At 72.7% G+C, this 15888-nt stretch carries 21 protein-coding genes and 1 other RNA gene; 8 read left to right on the forward strand and 14 right to left on the reverse strand.

What is annotated here, in order from left to right; genetic code table 11:
* The first annotated feature begins 5 nt into the window (after positions 1-5).
* Both ACUJ8O_RS01010 and ACUJ8O_RS01015 read left to right on the forward strand, forming a co-directional pair.
* Positions 6-611 (forward strand): GDSL-type esterase/lipase family protein, encoded by a 606-nt coding sequence (locus tag ACUJ8O_RS01010; protein ID WP_036337755.1) that lies wholly within the window; start codon positions 6-8, stop codon positions 609-611.
* 44 nt (positions 612-655) lie between these two features.
* Positions 656-730, forward strand: coding sequence for a 50S ribosomal protein bL37 (locus ACUJ8O_RS01015; protein WP_095346645.1), 75 nt, complete (start codon positions 656-658; stop codon positions 728-730).
* Between the two features lie 136 nt (positions 731-866).
* Here the strand turns inward: ACUJ8O_RS01015 and rsrA are convergent, their stop codons facing one another.
* Positions 867-1145: a mycothiol system anti-sigma-R factor gene (rsrA, locus tag ACUJ8O_RS01020; RefSeq protein ID WP_036313960.1), complete on the reverse strand. Its 279-nt coding sequence runs from the start codon at positions 1143-1145 to the stop codon at positions 867-869.
* Entirely contained in the window at positions 1142-1858 is a 717-nt protein-coding gene (locus ACUJ8O_RS01025) for a sigma-70 family RNA polymerase sigma factor (protein ID WP_036314006.1), read from the reverse strand. The genes rsrA and ACUJ8O_RS01025 overlap by 4 nt, the downstream gene beginning before the upstream one ends.
* 201 nt (positions 1859-2059) lie before the next feature.
* Here ACUJ8O_RS01025 and aroA point away from each other — a divergent pair, with 201 nt between their 5' ends.
* The 5 genes from aroA (at position 2060) to ACUJ8O_RS01050 (ending at position 6465) form a co-directional block, all read left to right on the forward strand.
* Positions 2060-3490: a 3-phosphoshikimate 1-carboxyvinyltransferase gene (aroA, locus tag ACUJ8O_RS01030; RefSeq protein WP_445373062.1), complete on the forward strand. Its 1431-nt coding sequence runs from the start codon at positions 2060-2062 to the stop codon at positions 3488-3490.
* Positions 3490-4590: a ribosome small subunit-dependent GTPase A gene (gene rsgA, locus ACUJ8O_RS01035; protein ID WP_063190317.1), complete on the forward strand. Its 1101-nt coding sequence runs from the start codon at positions 3490-3492 to the stop codon at positions 4588-4590. Before aroA ends, rsgA begins: the two co-directional genes overlap by 1 nt.
* 29 nt (positions 4591-4619) lie before the next feature.
* Positions 4620-5459 carry a histidinol-phosphatase gene (hisN, locus tag ACUJ8O_RS01040; RefSeq protein WP_095346587.1) on the forward strand — a complete coding sequence of 280 codons (840 nt, stop codon included), beginning with the start codon at positions 4620-4622 and terminating at the stop codon, positions 5457-5459.
* Positions 5460-5536: 77 nt separating this feature from the next.
* Positions 5537-6022, forward strand: a complete 486-nt coding sequence (locus tag ACUJ8O_RS01045; RefSeq protein ID WP_036337743.1) for a FluC/FEX family fluoride channel — start codon at positions 5537-5539, stop codon at positions 6020-6022.
* Entirely contained in the window at positions 6019-6465 is a 447-nt protein-coding gene (locus ACUJ8O_RS01050) for a CrcB family protein (RefSeq protein ID WP_036313970.1), read from the forward strand. The genes ACUJ8O_RS01045 and ACUJ8O_RS01050 overlap by 4 nt, the downstream gene beginning before the upstream one ends.
* Before the next feature lie 80 nt (positions 6466-6545).
* On the opposite strand, the gene ssrA is transcribed toward ACUJ8O_RS01050, so the two are convergent.
* The 12 genes from ssrA to ACUJ8O_RS01110 form a co-directional block, all read right to left on the reverse strand.
* Positions 6546-6917, reverse strand: a transfer-messenger RNA (tmRNA) gene (ssrA, locus tag ACUJ8O_RS01055).
* Between the two features lie 135 nt (positions 6918-7052).
* On the reverse strand, positions 7053-7568 hold the full coding sequence (gene smpB / locus ACUJ8O_RS01060; RefSeq protein WP_051995219.1) for an SsrA-binding protein SmpB: 516 nt from the start codon (positions 7566-7568) through the stop codon (positions 7053-7055).
* Positions 7569-7697: 129 nt separating this feature from the next.
* Positions 7698-8363: a CoA transferase subunit B gene (locus ACUJ8O_RS01065; protein ID WP_036313972.1), complete on the reverse strand. Its 666-nt coding sequence runs from the start codon at positions 8361-8363 to the stop codon at positions 7698-7700.
* The gene (locus ACUJ8O_RS01070; protein WP_036337740.1) at positions 8360-9169 is read right to left on the reverse strand and encodes a CoA transferase subunit A; all 810 of its coding nucleotides are present in this window, start codon (positions 9167-9169) and stop codon (positions 8360-8362) included. The genes ACUJ8O_RS01065 and ACUJ8O_RS01070 overlap by 4 nt, the downstream gene beginning before the upstream one ends.
* Before the next feature lie 31 nt (positions 9170-9200).
* Positions 9201-10409: an acetyl-CoA C-acetyltransferase gene (locus tag ACUJ8O_RS01075; RefSeq protein ID WP_445373063.1), complete on the reverse strand. Its 1209-nt coding sequence runs from the start codon at positions 10407-10409 to the stop codon at positions 9201-9203.
* A gap of 189 nt (positions 10410-10598) precedes the next feature.
* The gene (locus ACUJ8O_RS01080; protein WP_201749635.1) at positions 10599-11666 is read right to left on the reverse strand and encodes a 2,3-butanediol dehydrogenase; all 1068 of its coding nucleotides are present in this window, start codon (positions 11664-11666) and stop codon (positions 10599-10601) included.
* A gap of 218 nt (positions 11667-11884) precedes the next feature.
* Positions 11885-13006: a peptide chain release factor 2 gene (gene prfB, locus ACUJ8O_RS01085; protein WP_012750800.1), complete on the reverse strand. Its 1122-nt coding sequence runs from the start codon at positions 13004-13006 to the stop codon at positions 11885-11887.
* A 12-nt stretch (positions 13007-13018) separates the two neighbouring features.
* Positions 13019-13753 carry an alpha/beta fold hydrolase gene (locus ACUJ8O_RS01090; RefSeq protein WP_095346591.1) on the reverse strand — a complete coding sequence of 245 codons (735 nt, stop codon included), beginning with the start codon at positions 13751-13753 and terminating at the stop codon, positions 13019-13021.
* A complete protein-coding gene (locus ACUJ8O_RS01095) occupies positions 13750-14208 on the reverse strand; it encodes a pilus assembly protein TadG-related protein (protein ID WP_095346593.1) in 459 nt (152 codons plus the stop codon). The genes ACUJ8O_RS01090 and ACUJ8O_RS01095 overlap by 4 nt, the downstream gene beginning before the upstream one ends.
* A complete protein-coding gene (locus tag ACUJ8O_RS01100) occupies positions 14208-14636 on the reverse strand; it encodes a hypothetical protein (protein ID WP_036313982.1) in 429 nt (142 codons plus the stop codon). Before ACUJ8O_RS01100 ends, ACUJ8O_RS01095 begins: the two co-directional genes overlap by 1 nt.
* Positions 14620-15048, reverse strand: a complete 429-nt coding sequence (locus tag ACUJ8O_RS01105; protein ID WP_010079077.1) for a TadE/TadG family type IV pilus assembly protein — start codon at positions 15046-15048, stop codon at positions 14620-14622. Before ACUJ8O_RS01105 ends, ACUJ8O_RS01100 begins: the two co-directional genes overlap by 17 nt.
* Before the next feature lie 2 nt (positions 15049-15050).
* Entirely contained in the window at positions 15051-15257 is a 207-nt protein-coding gene (locus ACUJ8O_RS01110) for a hypothetical protein (RefSeq protein WP_010079078.1), read from the reverse strand.
* A gap of 274 nt (positions 15258-15531) precedes the next feature.
* On the opposite strand from ACUJ8O_RS01110, the gene ACUJ8O_RS01115 reads away from it, so the two are divergent.
* Entirely contained in the window at positions 15532-15654 is a 123-nt protein-coding gene (locus ACUJ8O_RS01115; protein ID WP_271437777.1) for a hypothetical protein, read from the forward strand.
* The last annotated feature ends 234 nt before the right edge of the window (positions 15655-15888 follow it).

Below are 15888 nucleotides of genomic sequence, written 5' to 3' on the forward strand. Positions count from 1 at the left end.
ACACTGTGCACAACCGCCGGATCCGGATCGCCGCCGTCGGCGACCATCTGCTGGCCGGTGCGGGCGACGCCCGCGCCATCGGCTGGTGGGGCCGCGTGCTCGCCCGCACCCAGGCCCCCGACGTGGAGCTGGAGAACTACGTGCTGGCCGTGCCGCACGAGACCACCGAGGACCTCAACGAGCGCTGGTGGGGCGAGGCCTCACGGCGCTTCTCCGAGGAGACGGAGAACCGCCTCGTCGTGGCCCTGTCCGACGCGGACCTGGACCTGGAGGCCACCTCCACCGCCCGTTCGCGGCTGAACCTGGCCAACGTCCTGGACACCGCCTCGCAGCGGAACATCCCGGTGCTCGTGGTGGGCCCCACGCCCACCCTGGACGAGCAGCGCAACGCCCGGCTCGCTGAGCTCAACGCGGCCTACCTGGATGTGGCCGATCGGCGCAACCACGTGTACGTGGACACGTTCACCCCGCTGGTGAGCCACGAGCAGTGGCGCTCGGACCTCGCCTCCGGCCAGGGCCGGCCGGGCCAGGCGGGCCACGGGCTCATCGCGTGGCTCGTGCTGCACCGGGGCTGGTACCAGTGGCTCGGTCTGCCCGAGCCCACGGCCTGATGTGACAGAATGGACCACCGACCGACTCGTTGAAGGGAGACGTCATGAGCAAGCGTGCACGCAAGCGTCGCGACCGCCGCAGGAACGGCGCCAACCACGGCAAGCGTCCCAACGCCTGATCCGCTGATCGGCGTCGCGGACCGGCCGGGTGCCACCCGGCGACCGCAGACCACGAAGGGCCGTCCCCTCAGGGGACGGCCCTTCGTCATCGTCGGGGCGCCCGATCGGGTGCCCACGGGTCCGCATGTCGCGGTGTCAGCCCCAGGTGACGGTCGTCATCGGGGTCTGGGTGATGCGGGTCATGATGGTGGCCCGCAGCTGCGCGGGCGCCTTCTCCTGGCAGCACCGACGCACCGCCGAGCGGATGAGCTCCTCGAGCTCCTTCTGGTGTCGGCAGTCCGGACAGTCCGCCACGTGGGCGCGCACCTGCTCGATGTCCTCGGGCGTCAGGGCGCCGTCCAGGTACTGGTACAGCCGCTCCAGGGAGGCGTCCTGGGCGTCGCGGCACTCATGGCCGTGCTGGTCCACAGTCATCGCGTGGCCTCCTTCGTGCTCGTCTCGGTCTGCTTCGTTCCGCCGCGCCCGGTCTTCTTCTTCGGCTGGGCCTTGATGCCGCGCGCCGCCGCGTAGTCCGCGAGGCGCTCGCGCAGCTGCTTGCGGCCCCGGTGCAGCCGCGACATGACGGTGCCGATCGGCACGTCGAGGATCTCGGCGATCTCCTTGTATGCGAAGCCCTCCACGTCCGCGAAGTACACGGCGAGCCGGAACTCCTCCGGGATCGCCTGCAGGGCGTCCTTCACCTGGGAGTCGGGGAGCCGGTCGAGGGCCTCCGTCTCGGCTGAGCGCAGGCCACCGGAGGTGTGCTCGGCGGCCCGGGCCATCTGCCAGTCCTCCACCTCAGGGTTGTCCGCCTCGAGGGGCTGGCGCTGCCGCTTGCGGTAGAGGTTGATGTACGTGTTCGTGAGGATCCGGTAAAGCCAGGCCTTGAGATTGGTGCCGGGCCGGTACTGGTGGAACGAAGAGTAGGCCTTCGTGTACGCCTCCTGGACCAGGTCCTCGGCGTCCTGCGGGTTGCGCGTCATACGCAGCGCAGCGGAGTACAACTGGTCCACGAACTCGAGGGCGTCGCGCTCGAACCGGGCACGGCGCTGCTGTTCGGACTCGGCGGCGACGTCGATGTCGGCGCGGTCGTGCTCGGGGGCGTCCTCGGGCCGGGCGAATTCCGGCCGGCTGTTGTCAGTGCTCATCGCGGGCCAGTCTACGGTCCGGGAGGCATGCGTCAGCAGGGCGGCGCTCATGCGGGGCTCCTCTCCGGCTGCGGCCCTCGGCAAGCGGGACCGGTCCGCCGACACGGGTACGGGGTCGTCCAAGTGGAGCGCCAGCAGCGTTCCAGGTATTCCCCCGAGACAGGCCGACCCCGGCCGACAGACGCCGGATAGGCTGGTCCGGTGACCCGCCCCACGCGTGCCGCCACGCACTCCCCCGCCCCCCGTCCCGACGCCGCCGAGACCTGGCCCGCGCCCATGGCGCGCCGCCCGGTGCGCGGAGACGTGCGGCTGCCGGGATCGAAGTCGCTGACGAACCGGCACCTCGTGCTCGCCGCCCTCGCCGACGGCCCGTGCATCCTGCACGGCGTCCTCGAGTCGCGGGACACGGCGCTGATGCGCACGGCGCTCACCGCGCTCGGGGCCCGGTTCGAGCCCCTGTCCGACGGTGGACTGCGCGTGCATCCGATGCCGGTCGGCGAGCCGCTGGCCGGGGATGTCACCGTGGACTGCGGACTGGCGGGGACGGTCATGCGCTTCGTCCCGTTCGTCGCCGCGCTCCGGCCCGGCCGGGTCCGCTTCGACGGCGACGCCGGCGCGCGCCTGCGCCCGATGGCCCCGGTCCTGGACGCGCTGCGCCAGCTCGGGGTGGCCGTCGTCGAGGAGGGTGAGCCCGGTCGCCTGCCCTTCACGACGACGACCCGCGCGGACGCGGCCACGGTGGCCCCCGACGGCGACGTGCCGGAGGTCGCGGTCGACGCCGCCGGCTCCTCCCAGTTCCTGTCCGCCGCGCTGCTGGCGGCCGCGGGGATGCCGCGCGGTCTCCGGCTACGGCACACCGGGGAGGCCGTGCCGAGTCCGGAGCACGTCGCGATGACCGTCGGGGTGCTGCGCGCGCTCGAGGTGGACGTCGCCGAGACGGGTCCCGGGGCGTGGACCGTGGCCCCGGGGCGCATCCCGGCACACGAGGCGACCGTCGAGCCGGACCTGTCCAACGCAGGCCCCTTCCTGGCCGCCGCCGTGGCCACGGGCGGCTCCGTGACGGTGCCGGACTGGCCCACCCGCACGACGCAGATCGGCGACCGCTGGCGGCGGATCCTGCCGCAGTTCGGGGCGAGCGTGGCCCTCACGGTCGACCGCACGGACCGCTCCCGCGGCCGGCTCACGGTGACGGGGGCGGTCCACGACGACGGCGCGCCCCGCATCACCGGCGCCGGTGAGATCGCGGACACGGCCGAGCTCGCCCCCACAGCGGCCGCGCTCGCCCTGCTGGCCTCCGGGCCCACCCGCCTGACGGGGATCGGCCATCTGCGGGGCCATGAGACGGACCGGCTCGCCGCGCTCACCGCCGAGGCCGCCCGCCTGGGGATCACCGTGGACGAGGACGAGACGTCGCTCGGCTTCCCGGGGACGGACGCGTCGGGGCCGCTGTCGCCCGCCGCCCTCGAGACCTACCACGACCACCGGATGGCGACCTTCGCCGCCGTCGTCGGCCTGCGCGTGCCGGGGACCGGCATCGTGGACGTGGCGACCACCGCGAAGACGATGCCGGACTTCCCCGCACTGTGGACCGCGCTCGTGGCACCCGGCGATGCGGCCGAGGAGGCCCGCTGATGGCCCGGCGCCTCGATCCCTCCGCGTGGGACGAGTCCGATGTCCGGGTGCGCCCGTCCAAACGCGGCACCCGCCCGCGCACCAAGGAGCGGCCCAAGCACGAGGATGCGCAGGTCGGCATGGTCACCACGGTGGACCGCGGCCGGTACGCCGTGGTGCTGCCGGATCGCCTGGACGAGCGGATCACGGCGATGCGCGCCCGCGAGCTGCGCCGCACGCCGATCGCCACGGGCGACCGGGTGGCCGTCGTCGGGGACCTCTCCGGGGACGAGGGCACGCTCGCGCGCATCATCCGTGTCGAGGAGCGCAGCACGGTCCTGCGCCGGTCGGCGGACGACTCGGACGAGGTCGAGCGGGTGGTGGTGGCCAACGCCGACCTGCTGGTGATCATGGTGGCCGCGGCCAATCCGGAGCCCCGGACCGGCTTCATCGACCGCGCCCTGGTCGCCTGCTACGACGCCGGCATCCACCCGGTGCTGCTCATCACGAAGACCGACCTGCGTGATCCGGCCGCGCTGGTGGCGCACTACGAGGCCCTGGACCTGGAGGTGATGACCTCCGGTGCGGCGACCTTCGAGGCCGAGACCGGGGACACCGCCCTGGACGCCTCGCTCGTGGCCCGGGTGGCCGAGCGGCTGATCGGGCACACGAGCGCGTTCGTGGGGCCCTCCGGCGTCGGCAAGTCCACGCTGCTGAACGCGCTCACCGGCGCGGAACGGGCCACCGGCCACGTCAACGCCGTCACCGGCCGGGGCCGGCACACCTCCTCGTCCGCGCTCGCACTGCCGCTGACGGGCGACGACGGCGCCCCCCTGCCGGACACCTGGGTGGTGGACACCCCCGGCATCCGGTCCTTCGGGCTGGGCTGGGTCGAGCCGGACCGCGTGGTGGAGGCGTTCGACGACCTCGCCGGCGGGCTGGCGGACTGCCCGCGCGGCTGCACCCACACCGCCGACTCCCCCGGCTGCGGCCTGGACGCATGGGTGGCCGCGGGCCACGCCGGCCCCTCGGGAGCGGCACGCCTGGCCTCGCTGCGGCGTCTGCTCGGCAACCGGCTGGCCCCCTCGGGGGCGGAGGACGCGGCGTCGTCCGAGGACTGAGGCGGCCCGCGCGGTATAGCGTGGGCGGCATGGAGCGACCTGAGAACCCTGCGACCCGCGGCCGCGACCTCACGGAGGACCTGCGGCTGGCCCACATGCTGGCGGACAACGTGGACTCGATCACGATGTCCCGGTTCAAGGCCCAGGACCTCGAGGTCAGCACCAAGCCGGATCTCACCCCTGTCACGGATGCGGACCGCGCCGCCGAGGAGTCCATCCGCTCGACCCTGTCCCGTGCCCGGGCGCGCGACGGCATCGTGGGTGAGGAGTTCGGCGGATCTCTGAGCCGCTCCGGCCGGCAGTGGGTGGTCGACCCCATCGACGGCACCAAGAACTTCGTGCGCGGCGTGCCCGTGTGGGCCACCCTCATCGCGCTGCTGATCGACGGCGAGCCCGTCGTCGGCGTCGTCTCCGCCCCCGCCCTGCACCGTCGCTGGTGGGCCGCGGCCGGCCAGGGCGCCTTCGCGGGCACCTCGCTCACGCGTGCTCAGCGGATCACCGTGTCCGGCATGGATCGGGTCGAGGACGCGTCGCTGTCCTTCTCCTCGATCGAGGGCTGGCGCGAACGCGGCTCGATCCGCGCGTTCCTGCAGCTCACCTCGGACGTGTGGCGCGTGCGCGGCTTCGGCGACTTCTGGTCCTACATGCTCGTCGCCGAGGGCGCCGTGGACATCGCGGCCGAGCCCGAGCTCGAGCTGCATGACATGGCCGCCCTGGTGCCGATCGTGCGCGAGGCCGGCGGCCGCTTCACCTCGCTGGACGGCGAGGACGGCCCGTTCGGCGGGCATGCGCTGGCCACGAACGGCCTGCTCCACGACGACGTCCTCGCCCGCCTGCGCGCGGGTGACGAGGCCGAGGACGGCGCCTGATGGCCGCGCGGGGGGAGCCGACGGCCGACCGGAGGGGCGGGCGCGGGACAGATCGACGGCCCGGCACTGCGGGTGCGGTGGCCCTGGGCGGTGCCGCGGGCGTGCTGTGCGGTGCGGGGGTGATGAACGCGGTGACCGCGCTGGCCGGGGCGCCCAACTTCCGCGGCACGTTCGGCGCCGCGTTCGGGGCGGTCGACGTGCTCGTCCAGGCCCTGCCGCTGTTCGTGGTGAACGTGCTCGGCTCGTTCCTGCTCGGCCTGCTGTGGGCGGCCTCGCGACGCCGCGGGCCGGACTGGCGTCCACGCTTGGTGGCGGGGCTGGGAACCGGCTTCCTCGGTGCGTTCACCACCATCTCCAGCGCCGTCGCCCTGGTGCTGTGGCCGGTGCGGCTGGGCGCCGCGGTGTCCGGGGCGGGTGGCGTCCTCACCGCGGCGGCATCGGTGCTGCTGGTGCTCGCGCTGATGGCTGCGCTCTCGACGGCGGCGGCCGTGCTCGGCCTGCGCGCCGGGGGCGCCCCGGGCTCCCGCGTGGTCGGGACGGATCGTTCGGCGGAGGACGCATGAGCGGCGCGGGATACGAGGTCTTCGCTCTCTTCCAGGTGGCCCTTCTGGCCTGCCTCGCGGCGGGCGGGGCGCTCGGCGCCCTGGCGCGTGGGCGCCTGACCGACCGGCTCGGCCCCCGGGGTCTGCTCACCGCCAACACGACGGCGGCCCTGGTCCTCGGCGCCACCGTCGGCCTGGCCGTGCCGGAGCTGGTGTACGCGTCCGAGAGCTGGGGCGACGGGCAGGGGCTCATGCTCGTCGCGGCGGTGTCCGCCGTGGTGTCCGGATTCTGCCTCGCCCTGGGGACGTGGTCCACCGTGGCCGCTGAGGCGGCTGACGCCGCGCTCGCCCGTCGATGGGGCGCGGCCGCCCGCCTGTGGACCGCGCATCTGGGTCTGGGGCTGGTGGCCGTCGTCGTCGGCTGGGGCGCCGGACTGGGCCTGCACGCGGTCCTGGCCGGCTGAGGGGCGGGCCGCCGCACACCGGGCGCGGACACGACGAAGGCCCCGAAATCGTGACGATTCCGGGGCCTTCCCGTGGTGGTGAGTGGAGCCGGCGGGAATTGAACCCGCGTCCGATGAGGTGTTGCCGGGTCTTCTCCGGGCGCAGTCTGCTGTGGGTGTTGCTCGGTCCTGGCCGTCCCGCAGACGGGCGGCCAACCCGGACCCAGCCGGATTGATGTCGGCGTCACGACCCCCGGCGAGGGTGACGCCCAGTGGCTATCTAGCTGACGCCACGATCCGAGGCGACAGCGACCTCGGGGTGACGGACTCGATCACTGATCAGGCAGCGAGAGCGAAGTCAGTGCGCTTGGATTCGGCACTTATTGGTTTGCAGAGAGCGTTTGACGAGATGACTCTGCATCCTCGGCCCGCTTCTCCCGACGCGACACACACCGTCGAAACCGATCGGCCCCAGGGGGGCGACTCCTCTATGAGGTTGTCAATCACCACTGCAGGCGGAGGGCGCGGAGCCCGCCGGTCCTGAAACCGGGCCTGCGAGAGATACAACGTAGCACGCCCCCCGGGCATTCCCAAGGGGCCTGCCGCGCTCAGGCCACGCCGGCGCGCCGGTTGCGCATCCGCATGGCCCGCTGGGCCTCGCGGTTGTCCTGCTGCTCGCGCAGCTTGTGCCGCTTGTCGTACTCGCGGTTGCCGCGCGCGACGCCGATCTCCACCTTCACGCGCCCGTTCAGGAAGTACAGGGACAGGGGCACGATGGTCAGGCCCGGGTCCTGGATCTGCCGGGAGATCTTCGTCAGCTCGGCGCGGTGCAGCAGCAGCTTGCGGCGCCGGCGGGCGGCGTGGTTGGTCCACGAGCCGTTGAGGTACTCCGGGATGTACACCTGCTCGAGCCACAGCTCGTCCCGGTAGAAGACCGCGAAGCCATCCACGAGCGAGGCCTTGCCCTCGCGCAGCGACTTCACCTCGGTGCCGGTGAGCACGATGCCGGCCTCGTACGTGTCGAGGATGGTGTAGTCGTGGCGCGCCTTCTTGTTGTTGGCGATCACCTGGCGCTCGCCGGGGGCCGGCTGCTTGGTGGCCTTGCCCTTGCTGTTCTTGCCCATGGCCTCACGTCCTTCCAGCGTCCACGGCGACGGCCGCGCCCCGATCAGGGCGCGGCCGTCCAGTCTATCCCGTGCCGGTCCGATGCCCGCCGAGGCGGTGCGCGGGGGCCGCGGGGCGGCGTCGTCGGCTCAGTCCAGCGGCGCGCCGGTGAGCGCGCGGACCTGCTCCTCGGTGACGCCGGGCGCGGTCTCCACGAGCGCCAGGCGGGGCTGTTCCGGGGTGCCGACGACGTCGATGACGGCCAGGTCCGTGATGATGCGGTCGACGACGGCGCGGCCGGTCAGGGGCAGGGTGCACTGGTCGACGATCTTGGGGGTCCCGTCCTTGGACACGTGGTCCATCATGACGATCACGCGGCCGGCGCCGTGGACGAGGTCCATCGCACCGCCCATGCCCTTGACCATCTTGCCGGGCACCATCCAGTTGGCCAGGTCGCCCGCGGCGGAGACCTCCATGCCGCCCAGGACGGCGACGTCGATCTTGCCGCCGCGGATCATGCCGAAGCTCAGCGCGGAGTCGAAGAAGGACGCCCCCGGGTTCACGGTGACGGTCTCCTTGCCCGCGTTGATCAGGTCCGGGTCCACGGCGTCCTCCGTGGGGTACGGGCCCGTGCCGAGGATGCCGTTCTCGGACTGCAGCACCACGGACCGCCCGGCGGGGATGTGGTTGGGGATCAGCGTGGGCATGCCGATGCCGAGGTTGACGTAGGCGCCGTCCGGCAGCTCCTGCGCGGCGCGGGCCGCCATCTGGTCACGACTCAGGCCCTGGGGACGCTCAGTGGTCTGCTCGCTCATGCCTGCTCCTCCCCCGATGTGCGCACGGTGCGCTTCTCGATCCGCTTCTCGATGTCCGTGCCGACCTCCACGATCCGGTGCACGAAGATGCCGGGCAGGTGCACGTCATCCGGGTCGATCTCGCCGGGCTCGACGAGCTCCTCCACCTGGGCGATGCACACCCGGCCGGCCATGGCCGCGGGCGGGCCGAACTGGCGGGTGGCCTTGCGGAACACGAGGTTGCCGTGGCGGTCGCCCTTCCAGGCGTGCACGAGGGAGAAGTCGGTGACGATGGAGCGTTCGAGCACATAGGTCTCGGGCTCGTCCGGGGTCTGGCTGAGGTAGCCCTCGCCGAGCACGAACGTGTCCGTGGGCTTGGCCTGCGAGGACTTCACCACGGTGCCGTCCGCGTCGTAGCGCATGGGCAGGCCGCCTTCGGCCACCTGGGTGCCGACGCCGGAGCGGGTGTAGAACGCCGGGATGCCGGCGCCGCCGGCGCGGAGCTGCTCCGCGAGGGTGCCCTGTGGGACGAGCTCCACCTCGAGCTCGCCCTCGAGGTACTGGCGGGCGAACTCCTTGTTCTCCCCCACGTAGGAGGAGGTCATCTTCCGCAGCCGGCGCGCGCCGAGCAGGATGCCCAGGCCCCAGCCGTCCACGCCGCAGTTGTTGGAGACGACGGACAGGTCCGTGGCGCCCTGCTCGAGCAGGGCCTCGATGAGCTGCACGGGGTTGCCGGTGAGTCCGAAGCCGCCGACGGCCAGGGACGCGCCGTCCGGCACATCCGCCACCGCCTCGGCGGGCGTGGCCACGGTCTTGTCGAGAGCCATGTCCGGGGTCCTTTCTCTCAGGGGCGGTCCGTCAGCGGAAGAGGATCAGGGCCTCGCCCTGGCCGCCGCCGCCGCAGAGCGAGACGGCCGCGCGGCCGCCGTCGCGCCGGTCGAGCTCGAGGGCGGCGTGCAGGGCCAGCCGGGCGCCGGAGGCGCCGATCGGGTGGCCCAGGGCGATGGCGCCGCCGTGGATGTTGGTCTTCTCGTGCGGGTAGTCGAGGTCGCGCAGGGACTGGACGGCCACCGCGCCGAACGCCTCGTTGATCTCGATGAAGTCGAGGTCGGCCACGTCCCAGCCCTGCTTCCGCATGGCGGCGTTGATCGCGTCGGAGGGCTGCGAGTGCAGCTGCGAGCTGTCCGGGCCGGCGGTCTGGCCGGGTGCGCCCACCGTGGCGAGGATCGTCAGGCCCTTCTCCTCGGCGAAGGCACGGGAGGTCACCACGAGGGCGGCGGCGCCGTCGGACAGGGGCGAGGAGTTGCCGGCCGTGATCGTGCCGTCCTTCGCGAACGCCGGACGCAGGGCGCCCAGCGACTCGGCGGTCGTGTCCGGTCGGACCCCTTCGTCCTGGGAGACGACCAGCGGGTCGCCCTTGCGCTGCGGCACCTCCACCGGGGCGATCTCGCCCTCGAAGACGCCCTCGGACTGGGCCCGGGCGGCCCGCTGGTGCGAGGCCGCGGCGACCTCGTCCTGCTCGGCGCGGGCGATGTTCCGCTCGCCGTTGCCGGACTCGGTCAGCTCGCCCATGGCCTCGTGGCTCAGGGAGTCGGTGAGGCCGTCCCACGCGACGGCGTCGAGCATGGTGGCCGGGCCGTACTTGAAGCCCTTGCGCGCGCCGGGCAGCAGGTGCGGGGCGTTGGTCATGGACTCCTGACCGCCGGCCACCACCACGTCCGCCTCGCCGAGGCGGATGAGACGGGCGGCGTCGATCACGGCGGTGAGGCCGGACAGGCACACCTTGTTGATCGTCATGGCCGGGACGTTCCACGGGATGCCCGCGGCGAGCGCGGACTGGCGGGCCGGGTTCTGGCCCGCGCCGGCCTGCACGACCTGGCCCATGTAGACCATGTCCACGTCCTCGGGGGCCACGCCGGCGCGCTCGAGCGCGTGCGTGATCGCGTGGGCGCCCAGGTCCACGGCGCGCAGGTCGGCCTGCTGCGAGAGCAGCCGGGTGAAGGGCGTGCGGGCACCGCCCACGATCACGGCATCGGTGGGCTGAGGCGGGGGCAGCTCGGCGGTCATGCGGTCCTCCTGGGACGTTCAACTCGGTTCATCACGATTCACTCAAATGCAGTCTATGACCCCGGTCACAGGCGCGCCAGGCGACGACGCATCCATGACGGCGCGCCGCGGTGCAGGGACCCGACGGCCCGCACCCGCCGGCTGCGGGCGCGGGCCGTCGTCGGGACGTCCGAGGGCCGGGCCGGAGCCTCAGAGGCCCTGGCCGGTCGGCGAGACGAGGATCTTCACGGCCGTCTCGTTGTGGTGGATGAGGGTCTCGAAGCCCTGGTCGACCAGGTCGTCGAGGCCGATCTTGCCGGTGATGAACGGTGCGAGGTCCACGGCACCGTCCTCGACCATGCGGATGGTGTCCGCGTGGTCGTTCGCGTACGCGATCGTGCCGCGCAGGTCGATCTCCTTGAGCACCAGCTTGTGCAGGGCCACTGCGGGCTCGTGACCCCAGATGGACTCGTTGACGATGACGCCGCCGGGACGCACCGCGTCCAGCAGCATGTCCAGCACCACGTCCACCGAGGTGCACTCGAAGCCCACGTCCGCACCCTGGCCGTCGTGCAGTTCGCGGATCTTGGCGGGCACGTCCACCTCGCGGGGGTCGAAGGCCTCGTCCACCACACCGGCCTCGAGCACCTTCTGCCGACGCAGCTCGGAGAGCTCGGAGACGTAGACCGTCAGGCCCTTGCCCTTGAGCACGGCCGCGGTGAGCGCGCCGATGGGGCCGGCGCCGCCGATCACGGCCACGCCCGACGTCGGAGAACCGGCCCGCACCCACGCGTGGTGGGCCACGGAGAGCGGCTCGATGAGCGCGGCCTGGTCGAGGGGCACGGAGTCGGCCACCGGGTGGACCCAGCGGCGCTGCACCGCGATCTGCTCGGCCAGGCCGCCGCCGTTGCCGCCCAGGCCGATGAAGTTCATGTCCGGCGCGAGGTTGTAGTCCGGTCGGTCCTGGTCCTCTTCGCGCACGATGTACGGCTCCACGACGACCTTCTGGCCGACCTCGAGGTCCGTGACGCCCTCGCCCAGGGCGGCGACGGTGCCGGACATCTCGTGCCCCAGGGTGACGGGGGCGGCGTCGCCGGAGATCGGGTGCGGGTGCCCGGCCGGCGGGATGAAGATCGGCCCCTCGAGGTATTCGTGCAGGTCCGTGCCGCAGATGCCGCACCACGCGACGTCCACGAGGACCTGCCCCGGACCGGCCGTGGGCGAGTCGATCTCCTCGATGCGGATGTCCTTCTTGCCGTGCCAACGTGCGGCGCGCATGGTCATGCTGGTCGACCTCCTGAGTGGGGACGTAGTCGGGTGCCGGGCCGATGCGCGGGGGCGCCCGCCCCGGTGCTTCGAGCATCCCACCGGGCCGGTCTGCCGGGCCAGGCCCGCGGCCCCTGCGGGGGCTGGAACGACGACGCCGGCCGGCGCCTCGCTGCGGAGGTGCGGGCCGGCGTCGTGATGGCCTGGGCGGCGGGGCCGCGCCGCGGGACTCAGTCCTCCTGGGCGGCCTTGACCTGCTCGGCGCGCCAGCGGATCCCGGCGTCCACGAAATCGTCGATGTGGCCGTCGAACACGGAGGAGGGGTTGCCCTCCTCGTGGCCCGTGCGCAGGTCCTTGACCATCTGGTACGGGTTCAGCACGTAGGAGCGCATCTGGTCGCCCCAGGACGCCTTGACGTCGCCGGCCATCTCCTTCTTCTTCGCATCCTCCTCGGCCTTGCGCAGCAGCAGCAGGCGGGACTGGAGCACACGCAGGGCGGCGGCACGGTTCTGGATCTGCGACTTCTCGTTCTGCATGGACACGACGATGCCGGTGGGCAGGTGCGTCATGCGGACGGCGGAGTCCGTGGTGTTCACGGACTGGCCGCCGGGGCCCGAGGAGCGGAACACGTCCACCTTGATCTCGGACTCGGGGATCTCGATGGAGTCGTCCGACTCGATCAGCGGCACCACCTCGACCGCCGCGAAGGACGTCTGGCGGCGGCCCTGGTTGTCGAAGGGGCTGATGCGCACGAGGCGGTGCGTGCCGGCCTCCACGGAGAGGGTGCCGAACGCGAAGGGCGCGTTGACCTCGAAGGTGACGGACTTCAGGCCGGCCTCCTCCGCGTAGGAGGTGTCCATGACCTTGGTGGACCAGCCGCGCTGCTCGGCCCAGCGCAGGTACATGCGCATGAGGGTCTCGGCGAAGTCGGCCGCGTCCACGCCGCCGGCGCCCGCGCGGATGGTCACGACGGCGTCGCGCTGGTCGTACTCGCCGCTGAGCAGCGTGACGACCTCGAGTTCCTCCAGGGCCTTGCGGATGGAGGTCAGCTCCTGGTTCGCGTCGTCGAGGAGGGAGGGCTCGTCCTCCTCCGCGGCGAGCTCGACCATGGTCTCCAGGTCCTCGATGCGGCTCTCCAGGGAGGTGATGCGCTTGAGATCCGTCTGACGGTGGGAGAGCTTGGAGGTGACCTTCTGGGCCTCCTCCGGGTCGTCCCAGAGGTCCGGTGCGGAGGCCTGCTGCTCCAGTTCGGCGATGTCCGCCTTGATGCGGTCGAGGTCCGAGACCTGCTCGATGGAGGCCAGGGTGTGGCGCAGGGAGTCGATCTCCGCGGAGAAGTCAGTGTCAGCCATGATTCGGCCAGCCTACCGCGTGGGGTGGACGCCGGTCGTGTGCCAGCGCCGGATCACCCCGGCGACGGCCTCGGGCTCCGCGACGTGCGGCCAGTGGCCCAGGCCGACGTCGACGACGGTGGTGTGCGCGATGACCGCGTCCAGGTCTCGCTGGTGGACGTCCCGGGTGCTGCGCACGTACAGCACCGGGACGGTGATGCCGGCCCAGAGGGCACGGGTGTCCGCGGCGAGGACGGCGGCCCAGAGCTCGCGCATCGGATGGTCCGGCGTGGCGTCCAGGTCGGTCAGGATCCGCTCGCGCCACGGCTCCGGGGCGAGGAGGTCGCGTGCGAGCGAGGCGCGGAGCATGCTCCGCCAGTCCGAGCGGGCGGCGAGGCGGGCCTTGGCCGCCCGGGCGGCCAGGGCGGTGTCCGTCACCGGGACGTTCGAGTCGATGACCACGAGGGCGCGGGGCCGCACCAGCCCGTCGGCGACGGCGCGCAGTGCGATGACCCCGCCCGTGCTGTGGCCGATCAGCAGCCCCGGCACGGGGCCGGCCTGCGCCGCCCAGGTGCGGGCGGCGTCGAGGACGGGGTCCGCATCGGTCGCCGGCCGTGCGGCGCGGTGGCGGTCCGGATCGCTGGCGCCCGTGCCCGGGTGGCCGGGCAGGGCGGGTGAGACCGCGAGGTCGGCCGCGGCGTCGAGCGCGTCGGCCAGGGGCTCGAAGTGGGCGGGTCGGCCACCGATGCCGTGGAGGAAGCGGATCACCGGGCCAGGCTAGTGCGACTGCTGCCCGTCGCCTCGAGGGGGACCGACAGGGGCAGTGTCCCCGCGAACGGGCCGGTCATGGCGAACAGATCGGCCCGGGCGTCGAGGGTGACGACGACGGTGGTGCCGTCGTCGGCCACGCGGGCGTTCATCCCGCCGAGCCCGGGCACGGCCTCCTGGGCACCGACGGCCGCGAGGTGTGCGCTGGCGGAGGCGGCGACGTCGTCGTCGGAGAGCACGACGCCCGGGTCCTCCCCCAGCCGGAAGCCGAGCTCCTCTGCCCCGGCGACGGCGGCCGAGTCCGCGAGCGACTGCAGGCGACGGTGCTGCAACTGCACGGTGGTGACCGCGAGCATGACCAGCATGAGGGCCACGAGCACGGCGCACAGGCCGACGGTGAGGACGGTGGTCTGCCCGTCGTCGTGACCCAGGCGAGCGGTGAGGCGGCGGCTCATCAGAACCTCGGCACCGTCTGCCGGGCGTCGGAACCCACCGTCACGGGGGTCAGCGACCACGCTGCCGGCGTGAGAGGGACGGGCACCCCCACGTCCACCCGCACGGCGACGACCTCGCCCGGTTCGAGCGTGCCACAGCCGCCCTGGTCGCAGCCGACGGTCAGGTCGTACTGGCCGGCGCCCACGCCGTAGTCGGCGAGCGTGAGCTCGACGGTGGCGTGGGCGGCGCCTGCGCTGGGGTGATCGGCCTCGGCGACCACGGCCTTGACGGCCTGGTCCGCGGCGGCGACCGAGGCGAACGCCGCGGCCTGGACCTGGGAGACGTAGATCATCAGGTACACCACGGGGATCAGCAGGACGAGGGTGAGGCCCAGGAATTCGACCGTGGCCGCTCCCCGCTCGTCGCGGACGTCATTGACGGAACGCATGACCGCTCACCTCCACGGGGATCGGGCCCGGCAGGAACCCCAGGCCGGGCAGCGAGCTCGAGACCGTGACGCGCAGGACCGGGACCCCGTCCTGGCTGGTGAGCTCCGCGGCGACGTCGGCCCCGGACTGGCCGGGCACGCCGGCCGAGAGCAGCTCCCGAGCCCGCTGGACGCCGTCCTCGGGGCTCCGGTCCGCGAGCGCCCCGTACCGGGCGCCGGCGGAGGCGGCGTCGATCATCACGTTGCGCGTGTGGATCACGACGCCGGCCTGGAGCAGCGCCGCGAAGAGCAGGACGACCAGGGTCATCACCATGGTGGACTCGGCCACCGCGGCGCCCCGGTCGTCCCGCCAGCGGACGCCCATGTGGACGCCACGGGGCACCGGCACGGCGTGGACAGCACCCCGGGGCATGCTCAGCCGCCCTGGGACACCTGGGAGATGGCCTGGTTGAACAGTCCCTGGAGCGCCGGCAGGGCGAGGGCCAGCAGGCCGGCCACGAGCACGGCGGACATGAGGGTGATCATCACCCAGCCGGGGACGTCGCCGCGCTCGTCGCGGACGTCGTCGTGGATGAGGGCGCGCAGGGCGGCCAGGACGGTGATGGCGTGGTGGTGGAGCATGGTCCCCTCCTCGGGTGGCCGGCCGCCCGTGCGGCCGGAGTGGATGGTGATCGTGGGTGGATGGATGGACTATTCAGTTGTGGGTCTTCAGAACCCCAGGCGCATCAGGGAGATGCCGGGGAAGACGGCGAAGATCACCGTGAGCGGGAGGATGCCGAACACGAGGGGGACTGTCATGTGTCATCGTCCGTACTACTTCCACACATAGAAGAGCCCCCGCGACGGCGGCAACCGTCCGGGGGTATGGACACCACGTGATCAAGGACGTGACGCCGTGAACCAGCCTACCCTCCCCCAGCTCCTTCAGCCCGTCGCCCGCGCCGTCACCTACACGGCGGTCACGGTGGCGGGCTTCTTCATGCTCTCCTGGCCGTCGATCTTCACGGGGGCGATGTGAGCATGGGCGGCTCCCACCACGACAAGGCGGCCCGACTGCTGGCCCAGGTCGGCGCGCACCCTGACGCGGACCCGGCCCCGCTGGCCCAGGCTGCACGAGACGCACACGGCGACATGCACGCCGGGGTCATGGTCGGCCAGGACGGCACCATTCACGCGCACACACGCCGTGATGCCTCGGGCGTCCATCGTGTCCCGATGCCGGGCGAGGACGTGCCTGTAGACCTGTGGGCGG

This window comes from Micrococcus sp. EWR3.9.1, assembly GCF_052615555.1.